The 21927-nt window shown below is 65.9% G+C and carries 31 protein-coding genes; 20 read left to right on the forward strand and 11 right to left on the reverse strand.

Annotation, left to right across the window (positions count from 1 at the left end):
• Nucleotides 1–4: 4 nt before the first annotated feature.
• The 4 genes from rlmH to ACED67_RS06435 all read right to left on the reverse strand — a co-directional run bounded on the left by rlmH (nt 5) and on the right by ACED67_RS06435 (nt 2781).
• Nucleotides 5–475, reverse strand: a complete 471-nt coding sequence (gene rlmH / locus ACED67_RS06420; protein WP_395540750.1) for a 23S rRNA (pseudouridine(1915)-N(3))-methyltransferase RlmH — start codon at nt 473–475, stop codon at nt 5–7.
• A gap of 16 nt (nt 476–491) precedes the next feature.
• Nucleotides 492–887 (reverse strand): ribosome silencing factor, encoded by a 396-nt coding sequence (rsfS, locus tag ACED67_RS06425; RefSeq protein WP_395541140.1) that lies wholly within the window; start codon nt 885–887, stop codon nt 492–494.
• 181 nt (nt 888–1068) lie between these two features.
• A complete protein-coding gene (locus ACED67_RS06430) occupies nt 1069–1605 on the reverse strand; it encodes a L,D-transpeptidase family protein (protein ID WP_395540751.1) in 537 nt (178 codons plus the stop codon).
• Nucleotides 1606–2781, reverse strand: a complete 1176-nt coding sequence (locus ACED67_RS06435) for a MalY/PatB family protein (RefSeq protein ID WP_395541141.1) — start codon at nt 2779–2781, stop codon at nt 1606–1608.
• A gap of 189 nt (nt 2782–2970) precedes the next feature.
• Between ACED67_RS06435 and def (ACED67_RS06440) the strand changes: the two genes are divergently transcribed.
• Complete coding sequence (gene def / locus ACED67_RS06440) at nt 2971–3486, forward strand: peptide deformylase (RefSeq protein ID WP_395540752.1); 516 nt, start codon at nt 2971–2973, stop codon at nt 3484–3486.
• Nucleotides 3487–3557: 71 nt separating this feature from the next.
• Here the strand turns inward: def (ACED67_RS06440) and ACED67_RS06445 are convergent, their stop codons facing one another.
• The gene (locus tag ACED67_RS06445) at nt 3558–3956 is read right to left on the reverse strand and encodes a hypothetical protein (RefSeq protein ID WP_395540753.1); all 399 of its coding nucleotides are present in this window, start codon (nt 3954–3956) and stop codon (nt 3558–3560) included.
• A 75-nt stretch (nt 3957–4031) separates the two neighbouring features.
• On the opposite strand from ACED67_RS06445, the gene def (ACED67_RS06450) reads away from it, so the two are divergent.
• Genes def (ACED67_RS06450) through ACED67_RS06470 form a run of 5 tightly spaced genes read left to right on the forward strand, consistent with a single transcriptional unit; the run spans nt 4032 to nt 6685 of the window.
• On the forward strand, nt 4032–4520 hold the full coding sequence (gene def, locus ACED67_RS06450) for a peptide deformylase (RefSeq protein WP_395540754.1): 489 nt from the start codon (nt 4032–4034) through the stop codon (nt 4518–4520).
• Nucleotides 4517–5020, forward strand: a complete 504-nt coding sequence (gene def, locus ACED67_RS06455; protein ID WP_395540755.1) for a peptide deformylase — start codon at nt 4517–4519, stop codon at nt 5018–5020. The genes def (ACED67_RS06450) and def (ACED67_RS06455) overlap by 4 nt, the downstream gene beginning before the upstream one ends.
• Nucleotides 5017–5916 (forward strand): methionyl-tRNA formyltransferase, encoded by a 900-nt coding sequence (fmt, locus tag ACED67_RS06460; RefSeq protein ID WP_395540756.1) that lies wholly within the window; start codon nt 5017–5019, stop codon nt 5914–5916. The genes def (ACED67_RS06455) and fmt overlap by 4 nt, the downstream gene beginning before the upstream one ends.
• A 52-nt stretch (nt 5917–5968) precedes the next feature.
• Nucleotides 5969–6424, forward strand: coding sequence for an EVE domain-containing protein (locus ACED67_RS06465; protein ID WP_395540757.1), 456 nt, complete (start codon nt 5969–5971; stop codon nt 6422–6424).
• Between the two features lie 27 nt (nt 6425–6451).
• A complete protein-coding gene (locus tag ACED67_RS06470) occupies nt 6452–6685 on the forward strand; it encodes a GlsB/YeaQ/YmgE family stress response membrane protein (RefSeq protein ID WP_395540758.1) in 234 nt (77 codons plus the stop codon).
• On the opposite strand, the gene ACED67_RS06475 is transcribed toward ACED67_RS06470, so the two are convergent.
• The 6 genes from ACED67_RS06475 to ACED67_RS06500 all read right to left on the reverse strand — a co-directional run bounded on the left by ACED67_RS06475 (nt 6678) and on the right by ACED67_RS06500 (nt 10271).
• Nucleotides 6678–7163 (reverse strand): TetR/AcrR family transcriptional regulator, encoded by a 486-nt coding sequence (locus ACED67_RS06475; RefSeq protein WP_395540759.1) that lies wholly within the window; start codon nt 7161–7163, stop codon nt 6678–6680. The genes ACED67_RS06470 and ACED67_RS06475 overlap by 8 nt on opposite strands.
• 51 nt (nt 7164–7214) lie before the next feature.
• Nucleotides 7215–7691 carry a ribonuclease HI gene (gene rnhA / locus ACED67_RS06480; RefSeq protein ID WP_395540760.1) on the reverse strand — a complete coding sequence of 159 codons (477 nt, stop codon included), beginning with the start codon at nt 7689–7691 and terminating at the stop codon, nt 7215–7217.
• Between the two features lie 2 nt (nt 7692–7693).
• Nucleotides 7694–8185: a hypothetical protein gene (locus ACED67_RS06485; protein ID WP_395540761.1), complete on the reverse strand. Its 492-nt coding sequence runs from the start codon at nt 8183–8185 to the stop codon at nt 7694–7696.
• Nucleotides 8182–9147, reverse strand: a complete 966-nt coding sequence (ispH, locus tag ACED67_RS06490; RefSeq protein WP_395540762.1) for a 4-hydroxy-3-methylbut-2-enyl diphosphate reductase — start codon at nt 9145–9147, stop codon at nt 8182–8184. Before ispH ends, ACED67_RS06485 begins: the two co-directional genes overlap by 4 nt.
• Nucleotides 9148–9208: 61 nt before the next feature.
• Nucleotides 9209–9655 carry a YqaA family protein gene (locus tag ACED67_RS06495; RefSeq protein ID WP_395540763.1) on the reverse strand — a complete coding sequence of 149 codons (447 nt, stop codon included), beginning with the start codon at nt 9653–9655 and terminating at the stop codon, nt 9209–9211.
• Nucleotides 9656–9695: 40 nt separating this feature from the next.
• The gene (locus ACED67_RS06500) at nt 9696–10271 is read right to left on the reverse strand and encodes a LabA-like NYN domain-containing protein (protein ID WP_395540764.1); all 576 of its coding nucleotides are present in this window, start codon (nt 10269–10271) and stop codon (nt 9696–9698) included.
• 131 nt (nt 10272–10402) lie between these two features.
• On the opposite strand from ACED67_RS06500, the gene folK reads away from it, so the two are divergent.
• From folK to ACED67_RS06570, 14 genes are all read left to right on the forward strand, one after another.
• Nucleotides 10403–10990, forward strand: a complete 588-nt coding sequence (folK, locus tag ACED67_RS06505; protein ID WP_395540765.1) for a 2-amino-4-hydroxy-6-hydroxymethyldihydropteridine diphosphokinase — start codon at nt 10403–10405, stop codon at nt 10988–10990.
• 181 nt (nt 10991–11171) lie between these two features.
• On the forward strand, nt 11172–11525 hold the full coding sequence (gene rpoZ, locus ACED67_RS06510) for a DNA-directed RNA polymerase subunit omega (RefSeq protein ID WP_395540766.1): 354 nt from the start codon (nt 11172–11174) through the stop codon (nt 11523–11525).
• A gap of 36 nt (nt 11526–11561) precedes the next feature.
• Nucleotides 11562–13679, forward strand: coding sequence for a RelA/SpoT family protein (locus ACED67_RS06515; RefSeq protein ID WP_395540767.1), 2118 nt, complete (start codon nt 11562–11564; stop codon nt 13677–13679).
• Between the two features lie 344 nt (nt 13680–14023).
• Nucleotides 14024–14737, forward strand: a complete 714-nt coding sequence (locus ACED67_RS06520; RefSeq protein WP_395540768.1) for a DUF2062 domain-containing protein — start codon at nt 14024–14026, stop codon at nt 14735–14737.
• A 53-nt stretch (nt 14738–14790) separates the two neighbouring features.
• Entirely contained in the window at nt 14791–15546 is a 756-nt protein-coding gene (locus tag ACED67_RS06525) for a pyridoxine 5'-phosphate synthase (protein WP_395540769.1), read from the forward strand.
• A gap of 28 nt (nt 15547–15574) precedes the next feature.
• Nucleotides 15575–16090, forward strand: coding sequence for an HdeD family acid-resistance protein (locus ACED67_RS06530; protein ID WP_395540770.1), 516 nt, complete (start codon nt 15575–15577; stop codon nt 16088–16090).
• Nucleotides 16087–16503: a holo-ACP synthase gene (gene acpS / locus ACED67_RS06535; RefSeq protein ID WP_395540771.1), complete on the forward strand. Its 417-nt coding sequence runs from the start codon at nt 16087–16089 to the stop codon at nt 16501–16503. Before ACED67_RS06530 ends, acpS begins: the two co-directional genes overlap by 4 nt.
• Nucleotides 16504–16584: 81 nt before the next feature.
• Nucleotides 16585–17373: a signal peptidase I gene (gene lepB, locus ACED67_RS06540; RefSeq protein WP_395540772.1), complete on the forward strand. Its 789-nt coding sequence runs from the start codon at nt 16585–16587 to the stop codon at nt 17371–17373.
• Between the two features lie 24 nt (nt 17374–17397).
• A complete protein-coding gene (gene rnc, locus ACED67_RS06545) occupies nt 17398–18087 on the forward strand; it encodes a ribonuclease III (RefSeq protein WP_395540773.1) in 690 nt (229 codons plus the stop codon).
• Nucleotides 18080–19015 (forward strand): GTPase Era, encoded by a 936-nt coding sequence (era, locus tag ACED67_RS06550; RefSeq protein ID WP_395540774.1) that lies wholly within the window; start codon nt 18080–18082, stop codon nt 19013–19015. Before rnc ends, era begins: the two co-directional genes overlap by 8 nt.
• A 12-nt stretch (nt 19016–19027) precedes the next feature.
• Nucleotides 19028–19366, forward strand: coding sequence for a DUF1491 family protein (locus ACED67_RS06555; RefSeq protein WP_395540775.1), 339 nt, complete (start codon nt 19028–19030; stop codon nt 19364–19366).
• Nucleotides 19367–19461: 95 nt separating this feature from the next.
• The gene (locus ACED67_RS06560) at nt 19462–19821 is read left to right on the forward strand and encodes a hypothetical protein (RefSeq protein WP_395540776.1); all 360 of its coding nucleotides are present in this window, start codon (nt 19462–19464) and stop codon (nt 19819–19821) included.
• 42 nt (nt 19822–19863) lie between these two features.
• Nucleotides 19864–20592 (forward strand): DNA repair protein RecO, encoded by a 729-nt coding sequence (gene recO / locus ACED67_RS06565; protein WP_395540777.1) that lies wholly within the window; start codon nt 19864–19866, stop codon nt 20590–20592.
• Between the two features lie 61 nt (nt 20593–20653).
• Complete coding sequence (locus ACED67_RS06570) at nt 20654–21886, forward strand: MFS transporter (protein WP_395540778.1); 1233 nt, start codon at nt 20654–20656, stop codon at nt 21884–21886.
• The last annotated feature ends 41 nt before the right edge of the window (nt 21887–21927 follow it).

A 21927-nucleotide genomic window follows, 5' to 3' on the forward strand; every position in this document is an offset into this window, starting at 1 on the left:
GCCGCTACACCCGATGATAGGGCGATCCGGCCAGGATCGTCGCGGCGCGGTACAGTTGTTCGGCCAGCATGACCCGGGCCAGCATATGCGGCCAGACCATGCGGCCAAAGCGGATCGCCAGATCGGCGCGGGCGCGCAGGGCGGGGTCAAGCCCGTCGGCCCCGCCGATCAGCAGTGCCAGGTCCTGCCGACCGCTATCGCGAAAGCGGGCTATGCGCGCGGCGAAATCGGGGCTGGTCAATTCCTCGCCGCGTTCGTCCAGGATCACCAGCGCCGCCCCGGCCGGCACGGCGCGTGACAGAAGCGCCGCGTCGGCGGCCATGCCGCCACCCTTGCGGTCTTCGACCTCATGCTCGGTGGCGGGGCCAAGGCCCAAAGCCCGGCCGGTCTTGCCGAAACGGTCCAGATAATCGTCGATCAGCGCCCGTTCGGGCCCTGTCCGCAACCGGCCCACGACGCAAAGCTGCACCCGCACCGGCGGTCGACCCGGCCTAGCCCTTGGCCGACCGCGCGGCGGCCTGGCCTGCCGGCATCCACATCTTTTCCAACTGGTAAAAGTCGCGGACCTCGGGGCGGAAGACATGGACGATCACATCGCCCGAATCGATCAGCACCCAGTCGCCGGTCTCTTTGCCTTCCATCTTGACGTTGATCCCGAAGGCCTGCTTCAGACGGTCGGCCAGCTTTTCCGCGATGGCGCCGACCTGGCGCGATGAGCGGCCCGAGCAGATCACCATGTAATCCGCCACGTCCGAACGGCCGCGCAGGTCGATCGACACGATCTCTTCGGCCTTGTCATCGTCAACCGATGCCAGAACCGCCGCCAGAAGCTCTTCGGAGGGAACATCTTCCGGGCTGATGCGGCCAGCGCGCGGGGCGGTGGGCAACCCGGTCTTGGGGTCAGAATGCGACAGGACTTGGGTCCTCCAGAAACGCACCGGACAAAAGCCCCGGCGCCGGGCTTCCTCCCAAGGTAGCGGCGAATGACTTGAATCACAACAAATCCGGGAAGGCGCGGGGCAATACAGCCGATTCCCGGCCTGCGCAAGGGGAAAGCCTGCCCCGTGCCTAGGGGCGAATCTCGACCGGGGTGCCGATTGGCACGACCTGCCAGATCTCGCGGATCTCGGCATTGCTGAGCGCAATGCAGCCCGCGGTCCAGTCGCCCGGCAGCATACTGCCATCCGGCACGGCATTGGGCTGGCCATGGATCATGATGTCGCCGCCGGGAGAATAGCCAGCCTTGCGCGCCCGCGCCCGGTCTTCCGGGCGCGGGTAATCGATGCCAAGCGACAGGGTATAGGCCGAAGCGGCATTGCGCCGGTCGATGGTGAAGCGACCCTCGGGGGTGCGGCCATCGCCCTCGCGCGCCTTGTCGCCCTCGGGCGAAAAACCCAGGGCGACGGGATAGGCGCGCAGCACCGCGCCGTCGCGGAGAAGCGACAGCCGACGGGCCGATTTCTCGATCAGGATCAGATCGACCGGGCCTGACAGGGCTGGACGGGGCGACTCTGGCACCAGCTCCGGCGTCGGTGGCCGCAGCCAGAGCCCGGCCGCCGCCGCGCAGAGCAGGACGAGAATCCAGACCCGCGCCCTTTTGCGCATCTATTGCAGGTCGCCAAAGGCCCGTTGCAGCCGCGCCACCGCCTCGGCCACCATCGCGCGCGGCATGGCCAGGTTGAAGCGCAGGTGATGTTCGCCGCCGGTGCCGAAGGCCTCGCCGTAATTGGTGGCGATGGCGGCCTGCTTTTCCACCCGCGCGACGATCTCGTCCCGGGTCATGCCCGTGCCGGTGAAATCCACCCAGGCCAGATAGGTCGCCTCAAGCGGCATCGAGCGCAGGCCCGGAAGCGCGTTCACCGCGTCATCGAAGAGACGTCGGTTGCCGTCGAGGTAGCGCATCAGGTCATCGACCCAGGCCGCGCCTTCCGGCGAATAGGCAGCCGTCACCATGGCCATGCCGAAGGCATTGGGCGAGATGCCCATGGCGTTCATCCGCGCGGCGAAAGTCTTGCGCAGCGCCTCGTCGGCGATGATGACATTGCCGGTATGGGCGCCCGCGATGTTGAAGGTCTTGGTCGCCGCCGTCATCATCACCAGCCGGTCGGCGATTTCGGGCACGGCCATGGCCATCGGAATGTGCTTCGGCCCACCGGGAAAGACCAGATCGGCGTGGATCTCGTCCGAGACAAGGATCAGGTTATGGCGGCGGCAGAATTCGGCCACCGCCTGCAATTCGGAAAGCGTCCAGACCCGCCCGCCCGGATTGTGCGGCGAGCAGAGGATCAGCATCTTTTCGCGTCCGGTGAGGCAAGCCTCCCAGGCAGCGGTGTCGATCGCGTGCCGTCCGTTCACCACGGAAAGCGGGCATTCGGTGACGCTGCGCCCCGCGCCGCGGATCACCCGGGCGAAGGCATGATAGACCGGGGTCATCAGCACGACCGCATCGCCGGGCTGCGTGAAGGCATCGACGCAAAGCGCGGTGCCGTTCACCAGGCCATGGGTGGTGAAGATATGCGACGGCTCGGGCGACCAGCCATGCCGCGTCTCCATCCACCAGCGGATCGCTGCCAGATAGGCGCGGTCATCGCCGAAATAGCCGTAGACTCCATGGTCGAGCATCTTTTGCAGCGCGGCCTGCACGGCGGCGGGCGGACGGAAATCCATGTCGGCCACCCACATCGGCAGGGCCGTCTGCGGCGAGAGGCCGTACAGGGTTTCCATCATGTCCCATTTCGAGCAATGGGTGCCGGTGCGGGGGATCGGGGTGTCGAAGCTCATCTCGGCCGTGGTCTCGCTGGTTGATTTCGTTCCAGATAATCCGTCCATATCGGGAAGTCATCCTGATATATCAGCTCACATTGGAGCGTTGTTCTGCATTTCTCGGTATTCTCGAGAAACTATGATTTGACGCGCCGGGTCGAACGCGGGTCTTGCGCGGCCTGTGCCCCTTCCCCTAGATCATTGCCCATGATCCGCCCCATCCTGATCCATCCCGATCCCCGCCTCAAGAAGCTCTGCGAGCCCGTGGCCGAAATCACCGATGAGGTGAAGCGGTTGGCCGCCGACATGCTTGAGACGATGTATGACGCGCCGGGCATCGGGCTTGCCGCGCCGCAGGTCGGCGTGACCAAGCGCGTGCTGGTGATGGACTGTATCAAGGACGGCCCGCCCGAGCCGATGGTGCTGATCAACCCGCAGGTGGTCTGGTCCTCCGAGGATGTCTCGACCTATGAGGAAGGCTGCCTGTCGATCCCCGAACAATATGCGGATGTAAAGCGCCCCGCCGCCGTGACGGTGCGCTGGATGGATCTTGACGGGGTCGAACAGGAGCGGATCTTCGAGGGGTTGTGGGCGACCTGTGTCCAGCATGAGATCGACCATCTCGATGGCAAGCTGTTCATCGACTATCTTGGCCCCCTGAAGCGTCAGATGATCACCCGCAAGATGGAAAAGCTGAAGCGAGAGCGGGCGCGGGGGCTGTAGATCCCACACGCGCCAAGATGCCGCGCGACCTCATCGCTCTTCGGGCGCCGATCATGCGAGGCGCGCCACGGTCAACCCAGCGGCACCGTGTCGCCGCCCATCGCCTTGAGCCGCGCGATCAGGGCTGCGATTTTTGGGCCTTCGGTCGGGCAAGTTTCTGGCGCGTCCAGCGCGGCAAAAGCCGGGTCATAGAAGCGGTCGTCATAGGCGTTGACGTCCAGCTTCAGCGCGGCGGCCACCAGATCGGCCGTGCCGACGATCAACGCCCATTCACCGTTGCCGATCAGATAGCCCTCGCAATTCATCCCGACCACATTGGCAAGCACCAGTTCATGCAGGAAGGCCTCGCTTGCCGCGCGGGCGATCTGGCCCTGGTCGGGCAGGGCGACGGTCACGCCGCCATCGGCAAGGGCAGGGACGGGCGTGGCCAAGGCGGCCAGAAGGGCGGTCTGCATCAGGGTCTTGCGCATGAAATCCTCGGGTGAAAGCGTGACTTCACCTTTCGATAGCCGTAAGGGACGGGCGACACACCTGAGGTATCCCGGATGATCCTGCCGATCCTGCGCTGGCCCGATGTCAGGCTTTCCCGCCCTTGCGCCCCCGCCGTGCCGGGGGCGGAGCTGATGGCGCTGGCCGAGGACATGCTCGAGACCATGTATGCCGCGCCCGGGCGCGGGCTCGCGGCGCCGCAGGTTGGGCATCTGCTGCGGCTCTTCGTCATGGATGTGGGCTGGAAAGAGGGGCCGCGCGATCCGCTGGTGATCGTGAACCCCGAGATCCTTTGGATGTCGGACAATCGCGTCACCGGCCCCGAGGGCTGCCTGTCGATCCCCGGCCCGGTCACCGAAATCTCGCGCGCTTCCGAAATCAGGATGCGCTGGACTGATGCGCTGGGGGCGCGACATGAGGCGATGCTGACGGGCTTCGCCGCGATCTGCGCCCAGCATGAATATGATCACCTCGACGGTGTCCTGACACTGGATCGCCTGGCGCCCGAAGACCGCGCGCGGGCGGAGGCCGAGTTGATCGCATGACCCAGCGCCCCTTCCTGCCCTGGCCGCACCCGATGCTGAAAGTCCCGGCCGCCGAGGTGGCCGTGATCACCGACGAGGTGCGGGCAATCTGGCGCGACATGGTCGAGACCATGGATGCCATGCCCGGCTATGGCCTTGCCGCCGTGCAGATCGGCGTGCCGCTGCGGCTGGCCGTGGTCGATTGTTCCGATACGCGCGGACAGGCCGTGCTGATGGCCAATCCCGAATTGCTGCATGTCAGCGGCCAGATGCGCGAGCATGACGAGGCCAGCCCCAACCTGCCCGGCGTCTCGGCGGTGATCTCGCGCCCGCGCGCGGTGACGGTGCGCTTCTTGAATGCCGAGGGGCAGATGGAAGAGCGCGATTTCGTCGGCCTCTGGGCCACCAGCGCCCAGCACCAGATCGACCATCTGGCGGGCAAGATGTATTTCGACCGGCTGTCGCCCCTCAAGCGCAAGATGCTGCTGGCCAAGGCCGACAAGCTGCGGAGGCGCGGGTGAAGATCGTCTTCATGGGAACGCCCGAGTTCTCGGTGCCGGTGTTGCAGGCGCTGGCCAAGCAGCATGAGATTCTGTGCGTCTATTCCCAGCCGCCCCGCCCCGCCGGGCGGGGCAAGGCGCTGCGCCCCTCGCCGGTGCAGGCGGCGGCCGAGGCGCTTGGCTTGGTCGTCCGTCATCCGGTCTCGCTGCGCGATGCGCAGGCCCAGGCGGAATTCGCCGCCCTGGGGGCCGATGTCGCTGTGGTGGTGGCTTATGGCCTGATCCTGCCGCAGGCGGTGCTGGACGCGTCGCGCCAGGGCTGCCTGAACATCCATGCCTCGCTTCTGCCGCGCTGGCGCGGGGCGGCGCCGATCCATCGGGCGATCCTGGCGGGTGATGCCGAGACGGGCGTCTGCATCATGCAGATGGAAGCCGGGCTTGATACCGGGCCGGTGCTGCTGCGCGAGGCGCTGCCGATCGGGCCGGAAGAAACCACGGCCGAATTGCATGACCGTTTGTCTGACCTTGGCGCGCGGCTGATCAGTCAAGCGCTCGACCGTCTGCCCGACCTGATCCCAGAACCGCAACCCACCGAGGGCGTGACCTATGCGGCAAAGATCGACAAGGCCGAGGCGCGGGTGGATTTCCGCAGATCCGCCGTCGAGGTCGACCGCCAGATCCGTGGCCTGTCGCCCTTTCCCGGCGCCTGGGTCGAGATCGCGGGCGAGCGGGTGAAACTTCTGCGCTCGCGCCTGGTGGCCGGATCGGGTGCGCCCGGGCAGGTGTTGGGCGGCTTTATCCTGGCCTGCGGGACGGGGGCGATCAAAGTGCTGGAAGCGCAGCGCGAGGGCAAGCGGCCCATGCCATCGGCCGAGGTGCTCAAGGGGCTAGCCTTGCCTCCCGTCATCGGATCCTGACCGGTTCTGACAGAGGGCGGTTGCTATCCTGAGGACCGAAAGGAGCCTTGGGATGATAGAGAATTTCTGGTGCGTGACCGCCTCGGCAGATCATGCGGCGCGGGGGCTGGTCGAAGGGATCGTGCAGGCCTGCCATGGCAAGGCGGCGCCGCTGCAACGGATGCGGCCGGGCGACGGCGTGGTGATCTATGCCCCGCGCGAGACGCGCATGGGCGGCGCGCCGTTTCAGGCCTTTGCCGCCATCGGCCGCATCGCGCCGGGCGCGGCTTGGCAGGCCGATATGGGCGGCGGCTTTCTGCCTTGGCGGCGGCGCGTGCGGTGGGAACCGTCGCATCCGGCGCCGATCCGGCCCTTGCTCGACCAATTGGCGTTCCTGCGTGGGCACCAGAGCTGGGGCATGGCCTTCCGCTATGGCCTGTGCCGGATCCCGCAGCAGGATTTCCAGATGATCGCCCGGGCGATGGGGGCGGAACAGGCTTTTGCACTGGCCGAGGACGCCCCATATTGAAGCCGTGCCGCAAAGGAGGGCACGCGGATGGCCTTTCTCTGGCTGATCATCATCGGGGCGGCGGCGGGGTTTCTGGCGACGCGGATCATGCGGATCGAGGCCGATGTGCCGACGACCATCGCCGTCGGGGTGCTGGGGGCGCTGATCGGCGGCCTTGTCCTGCGCTTCATGATCATGGCACTGGGCTGGGCGGCCGGGTTCGTCGGCGCGGTTCTGGGCGCGTTGGCGCTGATCTGGGTTTGGCAGACCTATTTCAAGTAAGCTTCTTGGCGATGTCTTTCAGGCCGCTGGCCGCGCCATCCCACAGGATCTGGCCCTGCCAAGCCGCGAACAGGGCCTGGGCCGCCGTGCGGGCCTTTTCGCTTTGGCCCATGCGGCGCGCCAATCCGGCCTCGACCACACTGCGCCATTCCGCCGCCTTGTCGCGGGCCTGCGCGTCGCGCCCACCGAGGTACAGGAGAAGCGGCACTTCTGCGCTGTCGAGCAGCTTCAGATACCCCTGCGGCCCCTTGTCGTCCCCGGTCTTCACGGCCGCCGCGATCAACCCGTCCCAGCCCGCGATGGCGGCGGCGGCCAACATGCCCTCGATCGAGCCGTAACGCTGCGCAAGTGTCGAGGGCGCAAGGCCCGCGCTTTGACCGATGCTGCCGAAGCTGACGGCCTTTTCGCCATGAAGGGCGATCAGGCGGCGGACAAGAGACAGAACTTCGCTGTCAGGGATCAATTTCTTGCGTGGCATGGCGCAAGGCTAGGCGAACGGGTATTCGCAATCAACCCCGCCCAGACAGCCCTATCCCTGTGGCTGCGAGGCGGCCTTCGGCTTGAATGGCGCCATGCCGGCTCGGGCCAAGGCATCGGCGCGCTCGTTCTCGGCATGGCCGGCATGGCCTTTGATCCAGCGCCAGGTCACCTTGTGGCGGGCCTGCGCGGCGTCAAGCCTTTGCCACAGCTCGACATTCTTGACCGGAGGGCCGCCTGCCGTGCGCCATCCCTTGCGCTTCCAGCCATGGATCCATTCTGTCACACCGTTCTTCACATAGGCGCTGTCGGTGACGATGGTGATCTCCGAAGCACGGGTCAGGCTTTCCAGCGCCGAGATCGCCGCCATCAACTCCATCCGGTTGTTGGTCGTGTCCGGCTCGCCGCCCTGCAATTCGCGTTCCTTGACCACCGCCTCGCCCTCGCGCGCGATCAACAGCACGCCCCAGCCGCCGGGGCCCGGATTGCCTGAACAGGCGCCGTCGGTATAGGCGTAAAGATCGGGCATGGTCAGGGTGCCTTGGCGCGGCGTTCGGCAGTGGCGATCGCGTTCTTCGGGGTATGGTCCTGCAGCAGCGCCAGCACGGCCTTCACCCGTGCATGGTCCTGATCGATCGGGAAGGCGGGCAGGCGGATATCCTCGCCCGCGACATTCACCCAGGCCCAGGCCGCGCCGCCGCCGATGGGCGGGTTGGGGTCGGGCTGCGGCGGGTTCTCCGCCATGGGGGCGGCCAGCGGGTCAAGTGCCTCATGCAAGGCCGCGAGCTGCGATTTGGACAGGCGACGGCTGATCGTGGCACAGCCCGGCGCCGCATTCGCGTAGCCCTTGCAATATTCCACTGTCACGCTGCGGTCTTCTCGGAAGGTGACGGTGTATTCCCAGGCGTATTCCGGCGGCAAGGAACCCGAGCTTTCGCCCCATCCGGCAAAGGGGCTGGCCTCTTCGGCCAGCGAAGGTGCGGCGGGGGCCAGCAGGGTCAGGATCACGGCAATGTGTTTCATGTCCGGGCCTTGAGCGGCTCGCGCAGGATGCGCGGCACCTTGAATTCAACGGTCTCGACCGCGGTTTCGACCAGATCGACCGTCACCTCATAGCGGGCGCGGAAGGCATCGATCACCTCGTTTACCAGCACTTCCGGCGCACTGGCCCCGGCGGTCACCCCGACCGAGCGGATGCCCTGCAAAGCGCGCCAGTCGATATCCGCCGCGCGCTGGACCAGCATGGAGTAAGCACAGCCCGCGGCGCGGCCCACCTCGACCAGACGCTTGGAATTCGACGAATTGGGCGCGCCGATCACCAGAAGCGCGTCGATTTTCGGCGCCATGGCCTTGACCGCCGCCTGACGGTTGGTGGTGGCGTAGCAGATGTCGTCATGCGCCGGGACCTGGATCAACGGAAAGCGCACCCGCAGGGCGGCGGCGATTTCCGCCGTGTCATCGACCGACAGGGTGGTCTGGGTGATATAGGCCAGCTTGGCCGGGTCGCGGACCTGCAACCGCGCCACATCGGCCACCGTCTCGACCAGCAGAACCTCGCCCTCGGGCAATTGGCCCATGGTGCCGACGGTTTCGGGATGGCCCTCATGGCCGATATAGACAAGCTGCACCCCGGCCTCGGCATGGCGGGCGGCCTCGTTATGCACCTTGGTCACCAGGGGGCAGGTGGCATCGACGGCGATCATCTCGCGCCGCACCGCCTCGGCCGGAACCGATTTCGGCACGCCATGGGCGGAAAACACCACCGGCCGGTCGGGCGGGCAGTCGTCCAGCTCCTCGACAAAGACCGCGCCCTTGGCGCGCAATCCATCGACGACAAAGCGGTTGTGCACGATCTCGTGCCGGACATAGACCGGCGCGCCCCATTTCTGCAGCGCCATCTCGACGATCTTGATCGCCCGGTCCACGCCCGCGCAAAAGCCGCGCGGGGCGGCGAGATGAAGGGTCAGGGCGGGCTTTTCGGTCATTGCAGGGTCCGGTTCTGTCGGGCCAGAGGTAGGGGCAAAGCGGGCCAAGGTAAAGTGCGGCTCACATGACGCCAAGCGTCGCCGCCGCCAGCGCGGCATAGCGACCGCCCTTGGCCAGCGCGACCAGCGCCAGGAAGATCCAGACTGGCACCCGCAACATGCCCGCGACCAGAACCAGCGCATCACCGCCGGGAAGAAAGGACAGCAAAAGCGACCAGCGGCCCCAGCGGTTGAACCAGGCCGTGGCCTTTGCCATCTGGCCAGGCTTGGCCGGGAACCATTTGCGATCCTGGAAATGCACGGCCCAGCGCCCCAACGCGAAGGTGATGCAACTTCCTAGGACATTGCCCACGGTGGCGAACAGCACCAAGGCTACCGGCGCCGAACCGGCGACCAGAAGACCCAGAAAGACCGGTTCCGAAGGCAGGGGAACCGGTGAGGCGGCCAGCAGCCCCACCACAAACATCCAGAGCAGGCCCATCATCCCCAGCGGGCCGCCCTGTCCCACGCAAGATCCCTGCCCCCCAGAGGCGCGGGTCTGCGACGGGTCATTTTGCCTCGAGGGACGCTTCCTCGGTGCTCATCGGGCGTGGCTCGCGCGGCGGACGGCCGATCACTTCACGCAGTTCGTCCAGCTCGATGAAATTGTCGGCCTGGCGGCGCAACTCATCGGCGATCATCGGCGGCTGCGAGCGGATCGTCGAGACGACCGAGACGCGAACGCCTTGGCGTTGCAGGCTTTCCACCAGCGGTTTGAAATCACCATCGCCCGAAAAGATCACGACATGGTCCAGACGCGCGGCCAGTTCCATGGCATCGACCGTCAGCTCGATATCCATGTTGCCCTTGACCTTCCGGCGGCCCTGGCTGTCGGTATATTCCTTGGCGGGTTTGGTGCGCATCGTGAACCCGTTGTAATGCAACCAGTCCACCAGCGGCCGGATCGGCGAATATTCCTCGTTCTCCAGCAGGGCAGTGTAGTAGAAGGCGCGCAACAGCTTGCCGCGGCGCATGAACTCCATGCGCAAGAGCTTATAGTCGATGTCGAATCCCAACGCCTTGGCTGCGGCGTATAGATTCGATCCATCGATGAACAGCGCGAGCCGTTCGTCCTTGTAGAACATCAGTACGATCCCCTCGAAATGCGTTCCGCCAATCGAACTTCCTTGAATGGCCTACGTGATGTAGAGAAATCCGCTTCGGAACCAATCGCAGATAGCGTCGAAGGCGCGACCCGACAAGTGAACAATATGGTATGAATCTATCCGGGAATACACAAAACTCGCCGGTGCTCGTGGCCTTCGGCGCAAACCTGCCCTTGGATGGGCAGGCGCCTGCGGAGACGATCGCACAAGCCTTGCAGGCGCTTCAGTCCGAAGGACTGGCGCTGGTGGCCGTCAGCCGACTGTATCGTTCGCCGGCTTTTCCTGCCGGGGCCGGGCCTGACTATGTGAACGGCGCGGTCGAGGTTTCGGGCGCGGCGACGCATGACGTTGCGGCACTTCTGGCGCTCTTGCACCGGGTCGAGGCGCGGTTCGGCCGTGAGAGGCGGCAGCGCTGGGGGCAGAGGACGCTGGATCTCGACCTGCTGGCGGCGGGCGAATCGGTCTTGCCCGATGCCGCGACGCAGGATCGCTGGCGGCATCTCGCGCCAGAGGTGCAGCAGGCGGAAGCGCCTGACCGGTTGATCCTGCCGCATCCCCGCCTGCAGGATCGCGCCTTCGTGCTGGTGCCCCTGGCCGATATCGCGCCTGTCTGGCGTCATCCCCGGCTTGGCCTGACTGTGCAGGACATGCTTGCGGCGCTGCCCGAAGCGGATCGCGCCGCGCTGGTGCCGCTTTAGGCCGGGGATCATCGTCGGCCTCATCATTCGTCCCGCCCGGCCCTGCCGCCTGTGAGCACAAGTCGACGGCGCGGGGCGGGCGCCAAGCCCCGGCGATTCCGCGCTTGTCAAGCGTTGCTTTCGCGCATAGATACACGGTTTCCATGCCCTCCGGGAAACCGGGATTGACGAAAGGTGCGCCATGGCCCGCGTGACGGTTGAAGATTGCGTTGACAAGGTCCCGAACCGGTTCGAGCTGGTGATGTTGGCCGCCCACCGGGCGCGCGAGATCGCTTCCGGCGCGCCGATCTCGATCGACCGCGACAATGACAAGAACCCCGTCGTCGCCCTGCGCGAAATCGCCGAGGAAACGCAAAGCGCCGATGTCCTGCGCGAGCGGATGATCGAATCGCACCAGACCCAGATCGAGGTCGACGAGCCCGAGGAAGACCAGATGGCGCTTCTGATGGCTGGCGAGATCGACCGCCCTGTCGTCGACGACATGTCGGAAGAAAAACTTCTGCGCGCTCTGATGGAAGCGCAAGGGGAGCACTGAGCCGATCCCTTCGGGGGTCCGGCCGGCGGGGCGGTGATGATCGACGTCGAAGACCTCATCGCCCTTGTCCGCAACTACAATCCGCGCAGCAATGCTGATCTGATCCGCAAGGCCTATGAGTATGGCGCCGCCATGCATGACGGCCAGATCCGCAAGTCGGGCGAGCCCTATTTCACCCATCCCGTCGCCGTTGCGGCCATTCTGACCGAGCAGTCGCTGGATGACGCCACGATCATCACCGCGCTGCTGCACGACACGATCGAAGACACCCGCTCGACCTATACCGAGGTCGAGGCCAAGTTCGGCCATGAAGTCGCGGAGTTGGTCGATGGCGTCACCAAGCTGACCAATCTGCAACTCTCGTCCACGGAAAGCCAGCAGGCCGAGAACTTCCGCAAGCTGTTCATGGCCATGTCCAAGGACTTGCGGGTGATCCTGGTCAAGTTGGCCGACCGGCTGCACAACATGCGCACCATCCGCAGCATGAAGCCGGAAAAGCAGGTGCAGAAGGCGCGCGAGACGATGGAGATCTTCGCGCCGCTGGCCGGCCGGATGGGGATGCAATGGATGCGCGAGGAGCTGGAGGATCTGTCCTTCAAGGTCCTCAATCCCGAAGCCCGCAATTCGATCTTGCGCCGCTATGTGACGCTGCAAAAGGAATCGGGCGATGTGGTCCACAAGATCACCGGCGATATCCGGCATGAGCTGGACAAGGCGCAGATCGATGCCGCCGTTTTCGGACGGGCCAAGAAGCCCTATTCGATCTGGCGCAAGATGCAGGAGAAGGACCTCGCCTTCTCGCGACTGTCCGACATTTACGGCTTTCGGATCATCAGCAATTCGGTGCAGGACTGCTACCGCATTCTGGGCGTGATCCACCAGCGCTGGCGCGCGGTGCCGGGCCGGTTCAAGGACTATATCAGCCAACCCAAGTCGAACGGCTACCGCTCGATCCACACCACCGTCTCGGGACGCGATGGCAAGCGGGTCGAGGTGCAGATCCGCACCCGTGAGATGCATGAAGTGGCCGAGGCGGGCGTCGCTGCGCATTGGTCCTATCGCGAGGGCGTTCGCGCGAAGAACCCCTTCGCCGTCGATCCCGCCAAATGGATCGCCAGCCTGACCGAGCGGCTGGATCAGGGCGACCATGACGAGTTTCTCGAGAATGTGAAGCTCGAGATGTATTCGGACCAGGTCTTCTGCTTCACGCCCAAGGGCGACGTGATCCAGTTGCCTCGCGGAGCGACGCCGCTCGACTTCGCCTATGCGATCCATACGCGCATCGGCAATTCCACCGTTTCGGCGAAGATCGACGGCATCCGCGTGCCGCTGTGGACCCGGATCAAGAATGGCCAATCGGTCGAGGTCATCACCGCCGAGGGCCAGCGCCCGCAACCGTCCTGGATCGACATCGTGACGACGGGCCGCGCCAAGGCCGCGATCCGGCGGCGGCTGCGCGAAGAGGATCGCGGCCGGTTCATCCGGCTGGGGCACGAACTGGCGCGGGCGGCCTTTGACCATGTCGGCAAGAAGGCCAGCGACAAGGCCCTGCGCACCGCCGCACGGATGATGGGCCTGACCGACGAGCAGGATCTTCTGGCGCGGCTGGGCAGTGCCGAGATCACGGCTCGGCGTGTCGTGGAACTGCTTTACCCCGAACTGGCCTTGGCCCAGCCCGACGAGATCGACGAGAAGCGCCCTGTCCTGGGTCTGCAGCCGGGTCAGGACATGCGCCGCGCCCCCTGTTGCCAGCCCTTGCCGGGCGAGCGCATCGTCGGCATCACCTATCGCGGCAAGGGCGTGGTCGCGCATGCGATCGACTGCCCGGCGCTTGAGGAATTCGAGGACCAGACCGACCGCTGGGTCGACCTGCACTGGAAATCGGGGCGGCACCCGCCCAACAACACCGTGTCGCTGGAGCTGACGATCTCCAACGATGCCGGGGTGCTGGGCCGGATCTGCACGCTGATCGGCGAGCAAAAGGCCAATATCTCGGACCTCACCTTCGTCGACCGTAAGCCGGATTTCTACCGCCTGATCGTCGATGCGGATCTGCGCGATGTCGAACATCTGCATATGGTCATGACCGCGCTTGAGGCCGAGACCGATGTGGCCCAGGTTGCCCGGCACAGGGATTTGTCCCGCAAGCCCTGATCGCGGCGGAATGTGGGGCGGGCGTGAAAGGGGCAGGCGGTGCCGCCGCGCCCGGTCGGGGGCTTTCTTTCGCCCTGTGCGATTTTGCGCGTTGATTGCCTGGCGGATCATCCCTATCCCCGAAATCGCCACAGACCGGACTTGGCAGGGACAGACTCGGCCCGCAGGACGATCGGAGATTTGAAGGCGCCGAGGGGCGATGTTCAAATCCCGATGACCGGGGCCTCCGGCCGCTTGAGGGTGGCGCAGTTGTGGTGCAGACCGGCTGGGGTGCGGACCCGGCCGCAGGGAAGAGGGCCTGATTCCAAGGGGAAGCGGGCGAGACGAACAGGAAGGACGGACTTTTGGTCTTCAAACGCAGAGATCCGCTTGGCTGGGGGCCGTGGCTGCGCGAGCAGGTCTATCCCAAATCGGGCATCAAGCGCGCGACGCGCTATGTCATCCACCGGATGCGCCGCCTGCCCGATCAGCCGCATCGCGTGGCGCGCGGGGTCTTTGCGGGGTCGCTGATCGGTTTCCTGCCGTTGCCCGGTCTGCAATTCGTCGCGGCCTGGCTGGCCAGTCGCGCGGTGAACGGCAATCTGCTGGCGGCGCTTCTCGCCACGTTCAACACCAATCCGCTGACCACGCCGTTCTTCGCCGTCCTGGCCATGACGCTGGGACACTGGATCATGGGAATCGAGGCGCCGCTCAATGCCGAATATATCGGTCATGCCTTTGGCGATGCGGGCGCGGATCTGTGGTTCAACTTCATGGCGCTCTTTAACGATGATGTCGCGCGCTGGGGCGGGCTGATCAAGTTCTGGCACGAAATCTATGTGCCCTATTTCATCGGCGCGCTCGGGCCGGGGCTGATCCTGTCGATCGCGGCCTATTACATCACCATTCCGCTGGTCGAAGCCTATCAGAAGGCCCGCGCCGCTAAGGCGGCCGAACGCAAGGAAAAGCGCGGCAAGTTGCGTGCGGCGTTGGCCGAGGCGGCAGCGCGCATCAAGCACCGGGCAGAGGAAGGGCGCGGAGCGCAGAATGCGGATGACGACCGGCCGGGTTCTCCCTAGGCTGCCAGGCACGAACACAAGACAGCAAGGCAAGTTACGGCAAAGGGGCTGGCATGGGCACGAGCGGAAAACTCAGGCTTGGGGTGAACATCGACCATGTGGCCACGGTGCGGAACGCGCGGGGCACGGCCTGGCCCGATCCGCTGCGGGCTGCGATCCTGGCCGAGGCCTCGGGCGCGGACGGAATCACGGCGCATCTGCGGGAAGATCGCCGCCACATTCGCGATGCCGATATGGAGGCGCTGCGGGCGGGAATCGGGATTCCGCTGAATTTCGAATGCGCCGCCACCGACGAGATGCAGGCCATCCTCCTGCGCCTCAAACCTCATGCCGCTTGCCTGGTGCCGGAAAAGCGCGAGGAACGGACGACCGAAGGCGGTCTGGATGTCGCGGGCGATCAGGCCCGGCTGACCCGCTATGTCGGCGCCCTGCGCGACGCGGGCATCCGCGTGTCGATGTTCATCGGGCATGATCCCGCCCAGATCGAGGCCAGCGCCGCGATTGGCGCCGCCGTGGTTGAGCTGCATACCGGCCATTATTCGGACCTCGATGCCGAAGGCCGGGCCGAAGAGGCGGCGGTCGAGCTTGCAGCATTGAGCAAGGGGGCGACGCTGGCGGCCTCGCTGGGCCTTGAGGTCCATGCTGGCCATGGGTTGACCTATGAGAATGTCGAGCCCGTCGCCGCGATTCCCGAGGTGATGGAGCTGAATATCGGCCATTTCCTTGTGGGTGAGGCGCTGTTCCGCGGCCTTGGCCCGGCGATCGAGGAAATGCGTCGCCGGATGGATGCCGCGCGCGGTCTTGCCTGAGGCCGCGCCTCAACAGAGGAAAAGGACGATGAAAAGCACGCATCTGATGGTGGTCGGTGGTTTGGCAATCCTGGCAGGGATCGTGGCGCTGGCTTTTCCGCTTCCGGCCTCGCTCACCGTCAACGCGCTGGTCGGCGCCGCGCTTGTGGTGGCGGGAATAGCGGGCGCGCTCGGGGCACTGCGGCTGGCAGAAGGCAGCGACCGGCTTTGGGGTGCGCTTCTGGGCCTGCTGGTGCTGGTGTTGGGTGGGATCATGCTTCTGTACCCCGTTGCGGGATTGCAGACCCTGACGATGGTCTTTGCCATCGGGTTCCTTGCCTCGGGCATCTTCAAGCTGATGCTGGGCTGGCGCCTGTCCGTGCCCGCCTGGAAATGGTCGCTGGTGATCGGTGGCGCGATCTCGATCTTGCTGGCTGTCATGATCGTCACCGGCCTGCCCTCTTCGGCCATCGTGGTGCCGGGCATTCTTCTGGCGATCGAATTGCTGACCTATGGCTGGGGCCTGTTCTTCCTGGGCCTTGCCTGGAAGGAACGCGGGCTTTGATCCTGGGAATCGGCACCGATCTGGCCAATATCGAGCGGATCGAGGCCACGCTGGACCGTTTTGGCGACCGTTTCCGCGAGCGGGTTTTTACGCCGCGGGAACAGGCCAAAGCCGAAAGCCGACCCCGCGCCGTCGCCGCGACCTATGCCAAGCGCTGGGCCGCGAAAGAGGCCTGCTCCAAGGCGCTGGGCACCGGCCTGCGCATGGGGATCGCCTGGAAGGACATGGCCGTCACCAATCTGCGTTCGGGCCAGCCGGTGATGCATGTCACCGGCTGGGCGGCGGAACGGCTGGCGCAGATGACGCCCGCGGGGCATGAGGCGGTGATCCATGTCACCCTGACCGACGACCACCCCTGGGCGCAGGCCTTCGTGGTGATCGAGGCCCGACCCATCGTCCCCCCGGGGTCGTGATCGACCGGGCCCATAGGCTTGACTCGGCCCCAAGGGGCGCGCAAACACCGCCGCGACACCAGAGGAACAGGCAGGGGCAGAATGGCAGGCAAGGCTAAGTCCGAGGGCGGTATCCTCGAGACCGTGAAGACCGTCTTCTGGGCGCTGGTGATCGCGGGCATCTTCCGCACCCTGTTCTTCCAGCCCTTCTGGATTCCGTCGGAATCGATGAAGGACACGTTGCTGATTGGCGATTTCCTGTTCGTCAACAAGATGGCCTATGGCTATTCCAAATACTCCTGCCCCTTCGCGCTGTGCCCGATCTCGGGCCGGATCTTCGCGTCCGAGCCCGAGCGCGGGGACGTGGTGGTGTTCCGCCATCCCGGCAATGGTTCGGATTTCATCAAGCGGCTGATCGGCCTGCCCGGCGACACGGTGCAGATGAAGGCGGGTATCCTCTATATCAACGGCCAGGAAGTGCCGCAGCGGCCCGACGGAATCTTCGAGGAAGTGTTCGAGCCGCAGGGCCCGATGCGCAACCGCCCGGCCTGCCAGAACGGTGCCGTGGGCGAGGGCGCCATGTGCCAGAAATCGCGCGCCATCGAGACGCTGCCCAACGGCGTGAAACATTCGGTGCTGAACATCCGGGACAATGGCCCGGGCGACAATACCGAGGTCTTTACCGTGCCGCCGGACCATTACTTCTTCATGGGCGACAACCGTGACAACAGTGCCGACAGCCGCTTTTCGGTGGCGGCGGGCGGCGTGGGCATGCTGCCGGCGGAATATCTGATCGGCCGTGCCGACCGGATCATCTTTTCCTCGGCCGGCAGCCGGATGTGGTATTTCTGGACCTGGCGCGCCGACCGCTTCTTCAAGGCGGTCGAGTGAGGTGCATCGGATGAGGGGCGGGGCGTGAGGCTTTCGGCCGAACTCAAGGCATTTCAGGACCGGATCGGGCATGACTTCCGCCATCCCGAACACCTGATCCGCGCCGTGACCCATGCCTCGATCTCCTCTTCCAGCCGCCCCGACAATCAGCGGCTGGAGTTCCTCGGTGACCGGGTGCTGGGCCTTGTCATGGCCGAAGCGCTTCTGGATGCCGATCCGCAAGCCGCCGAGGGACTGCTGGCGCCCCGTTTCAACGCCCTGGTGCGCAAGGAGACCTGCGCCGAGGTGGCGCGCGCCGTGGGTCTGGGCGAGGTGCTGAAGCTTGGCCGTTCCGAGATGCTCTCGGGCGGGCGGCGGAAAGAAGCGCTTCTGGGCGATGCGATGGAGGCAGTGATCGCCGCGGTCTATGCCGATGCGGGCTTCGAGGTCGCGCGCCAGATGGTGCTGCGGCTTTGGGGCAAGCGGATTGTCTCGGTCGCCGAAGATGCCCGCGATGCCAAGACCAGCCTTCAGGAATGGGCGCAGGCCCGTGGCATGCCGCCCCCCGCCTATGCCGAGACGGGCCGCAAGGGCCCCGACCACCAGCCGGTCTTCACCGTGCAGGTGACGCTGGAAAACGGAGAGGCGGCTTCCGCCGCCGCCCCCTCGAAACGCGCGGCCGAACAGGCCGCCGCCAAGGCGCTTCTGGCGCGGCTGGAGAAAGACAATGGCTGAGACCGAAACCGCCCCCAGCGCGACCCGCGCGGGGTTCGTCGCGCTGATCGGAGAGCCGAATGCCGGCAAATCCACGCTGCTGAACCGCATGGTGGGCGCGAAGGTCAGCATCGTCACCCATAAGGTGCAGACCACGCGCACCCGCATCCGCGGCGTCTGTATGGAGGGCGCGGCGCAGATCGTCTTTGTCGACACGCCGGGCCTGTTCCGCCCGCGTCGGCGGCTGGACCGCGCCATGGTCAAGGCGGCCTGGGGCGGCGCTGCCGATGCCGATGTGGTCGTTCTTTTGATCGAGGCGCATCGCGGATTGACCGAGGGCGCCCAGGCGATCATCGACCGCTTGGCGGATGAATTGCCCAAGGACCGGCCTGTCGCGCTGGCGATCAACAAGATCGACAAGGTCAAGGCCGAGACCCTGCTGGGCCTTGCCGAAAAGATGAACGCGGCCTTCCCCTTCGCCAAGACCTTCATGATTTCGGCCGAGCGCGGCTATGGCGTCGATGATCTGCGCGAATGGCTGGCCGCGCAATTGCCGGAAGGTCCGTGGTTCTATCCCGAAGACCAGTTGGCCGACTTGCCGATGCGGATGATCGCAGCCGAGATGACGCGCGAGAAGCTGACCCTGCGACTGCATGAAGAACTGCCCTATCAGCTCACCGTCGAGACCGAGAAATGGGAGGATCAGGCCGATGGTTCGGCCCGGATCGACCAGGTGGTCTATGTGGCGCGCGACGGGCACAAGGGGATTGTCCTTGGCAACAAGGGCGAGACGATCAAGGCCATTGGCACTGCCGCCCGGGCCGAGATTGCCGAATTCCTGGGCCGAACCGTCCATCTCTTCCTGACCGTGAAGGTGCGTCCGAACTGGCAGGAAGAATCCGAACGCTATTCCGAGATGGGCCTGGATTTCCGCGACGGCGATGCCTGAGCGCGCCCGCCGATGAGTGCGCGGCTGACATCGGACCTTTGGGTCGCGGCCTATCTGGCCCGGCTGCGGCTGGCGGCGATCCCGGCCTATGTCACGGCGCGGGGCGATGCCACGGCGGGGGCCGTCGTGGTCAAGCTTGCCACGCTGGACGGGCAGGCGCGCGCCTATGAGCGCCAGGTCGATTTCGCCACGGATGGCCGCCGCTGGGGCATATTGGCCGAGGGCGCAGAAGGCGATGTCGATGCCGTCCTGACCCGGGCGCGCGCGCGCGACCCCGACCTCTGGGTGATCGAGATCGAGGACCGGCTGGGCCGCACTCTTTTGGACGAAGAGGGGCTGTCGGGCGATTGACCGGCCAATCCTTGCAAAGAGCGGCCGCCTGCCATGGGAAAGTTACAGGGCGTGCCTATATCTATGCCTTGGCCCCATCAGCCGCCGGTCCCCCCGTGTCGCCAGAGCCCGTCGATCCTGTCCTGTCCATCCGGCACCGCCGCCAGCGTGCCCGCGCCCGGCTGGACCGGCAATTCGCCAGCCTGCGCCGCACGCTGCCCTGGCTGGATGGCTGGATCGCGCATCTGCAATCGGACCGCGCCGCCCGCATCCGCCTGCCTCTCGCCCTTCTGCTGGTCCTGGGCGGGATGCTTTGGTTCCTGCCGATCCTGGGGATATGGATGCTACCTGCGGGCCTCTTCTTGCTGGCCATCGACATTCCGGCCTTGCAGGCGCCGGTCTCGGCCTGGTCAATCCGCGTCCGGCGCTGGTGGGCGCGTCGGCGGCGCAGGCGGCAGGGCGCGGCGCGGCGGTGAGCCGGGCTTGCGGCGCGGCGCGCGCGCGCGGATAGTCGGCGGATGGATTGGCAGGACGAAGGCGTGATCCTCTCCATGCGGCCGCATGGCGAAAGCGCCGCGATCATCGAAATCTTCACCCGCACGCAGGGGCGCCAACCCGGCGTCGTGCGCGGCGGCGCTTCGCGCCGGATGGCGCCGCATCTCCAGCCCGGCACCCAGGTCATGGCGCGCTGGCAGGCGCGGCTTTCTGACCATATGGGGGCGTTCACGGTTGAACCCCTGCGCAGCCGGGCGCATCTGATGGCTGACCGACTGGCCCTGGCGGCGCTGTCTTCGGTCTGCGCGCTGTGCTGTGCCACATTGCCCGAACGCGCGCCGCATCCAGAGCTGTGGGACCGCAGCATCACGCTCTTGGACACACTGGGCCAGCCGGGCTGGCCCTCGGCCTATCTGCGATGGGAACTGGCTCTGCTGGAAGAGCTGGGCTACGGGCTTGACTTGTCCGCCTGCGCGGTCACCGGCGCAACCACAGATCTTGCCTTTGTCAGCCCGCGCAGCGGCCGCGCGGTCAGTCGCAAAGGGGCCGGAGACTGGGCCGAAAAGCTTTTTCCCTTGCCCGAAGGCCTTGCCGGAACCGTCCCGCTTTCCGCGGCCGCACTGGGGCAGGGATTTGCGATCACCAGCCATTTCCTGACCCGTGAACTGGCCGAAGACCATCGCGGCCGCCCGCTGCCCGAAGCGCGGGGCAGACTGCTCGACCTTCTGGCCCGAACGCCCGGGGCGGCGTGAAACGACCCAAAGGTGTCGGCATCCCGACAGACGCGGCGGGGTGGGATCGTGTCCATGGGGCATGGCCGTCCGTTACATTCCGCTCGCTCTCAAGCATACCGCCACGCCGCAGGTCGAACATCTGGCGCTACTTGCAGGGCTCGAAGCCGCCGTGCGCGGTTCGCTGATCTCGGTCATGCCGTTATATATCTATGAGGTGCTTGGCAGCGCGCAGGCCACATCGCTGGCCTATCTGGGGGCGGGGATCGTGTCGCTGATCTCGGGGCTGATGGTACCCTGGATCACCACGTTCGTGCCGCGGCGCTGGGCCTATACCGGCGGAGGGCTGCTGTATCTGGTGGGCATGGCGCTGGCGATCCATGGCAGCAATCTTTCGGTCCATCTGGCCTTGATCTGTAATGCCATCGCCACGGCGTCGCTGTTTGTCTGCTTCAACGCCTATGTGCTGGACTATGTGACGCGCGAGAATCTTGGCCGCAGCCAATCGGTCCAGATGCTTTATGCCGCGCTGCCCTGGTCGATGGGGCCGATGGCGGGGATGGGGCTGTATTACCTGTGGGCGCCCGCGCCTTTCCTGGTGGCGGGCGGCTTTGCCATCGCGCTCTTGACCGCCTTCTGGATCCTGCGCCTGGGCAATGGCAAGCAGATCGCCCGCGCGCGCGGCCCGGCGGTGAACCCGCTGGGCTATCTTTCCCGCTTCTTCCGCCAGCCCCGGCTGATCGCCGGCTGGTTCTTCGCGGTGATGCGAAGCTGCGGCTGGTGGGTCTATGTCGTCTATCTGCCGATCTTCTGCGTCGAGGCGGGAATCGGCGACATGGTGGGCAGTATCGCGCTGTCCTTGTCCAACGCCTTCCTCTTCGTCGCGCCGCAGATCAACCGCTATGCCCGCGGCCTGTCGGTGCGCCGCTCGGTGCGGCTGGCCTTTGCCGGCTGCGGCACGCTGATGCTGGCCGCGGCACTTCTGTCGGTTCTGCCCTGGGTCACGGTCGTGCTGATCTTCGGCTCGTCCTTCTTCTTGGTCATGCTGGATGTGGTGGGTGGGCTGCCCTTCCTGATGTCGGTCAAGCCTTCCGAGCGGACCGAGATGTCGGCGGTCTATTCCAGCTTCCGCGACGTCTCGGGCATCCTGACCCCCGGCGCGGCCTGGCTGGTGCTTTTCGTGCTGCCACTGCCCGGTATTTTCGCCGTCAGCGCGGCCGGCCTGTTCGCGAGCTGGCTGATCGCGGGCAGCCTGCACCCCAGACTGGGCGCGGCACGTCCCTCCCGGGGCGGCCTGCCTTCATCATCTGTCTAAAAGCATACCGGGGTCCGGGGGGCAGAGCCGCGGCACTTTCC

Origin of the sequence: Neotabrizicola paludis (assembly GCF_044142105.1) — a bacterium.
Lineage (GTDB): Bacteria > Pseudomonadota > Alphaproteobacteria > Rhodobacterales > Rhodobacteraceae > Pseudogemmobacter.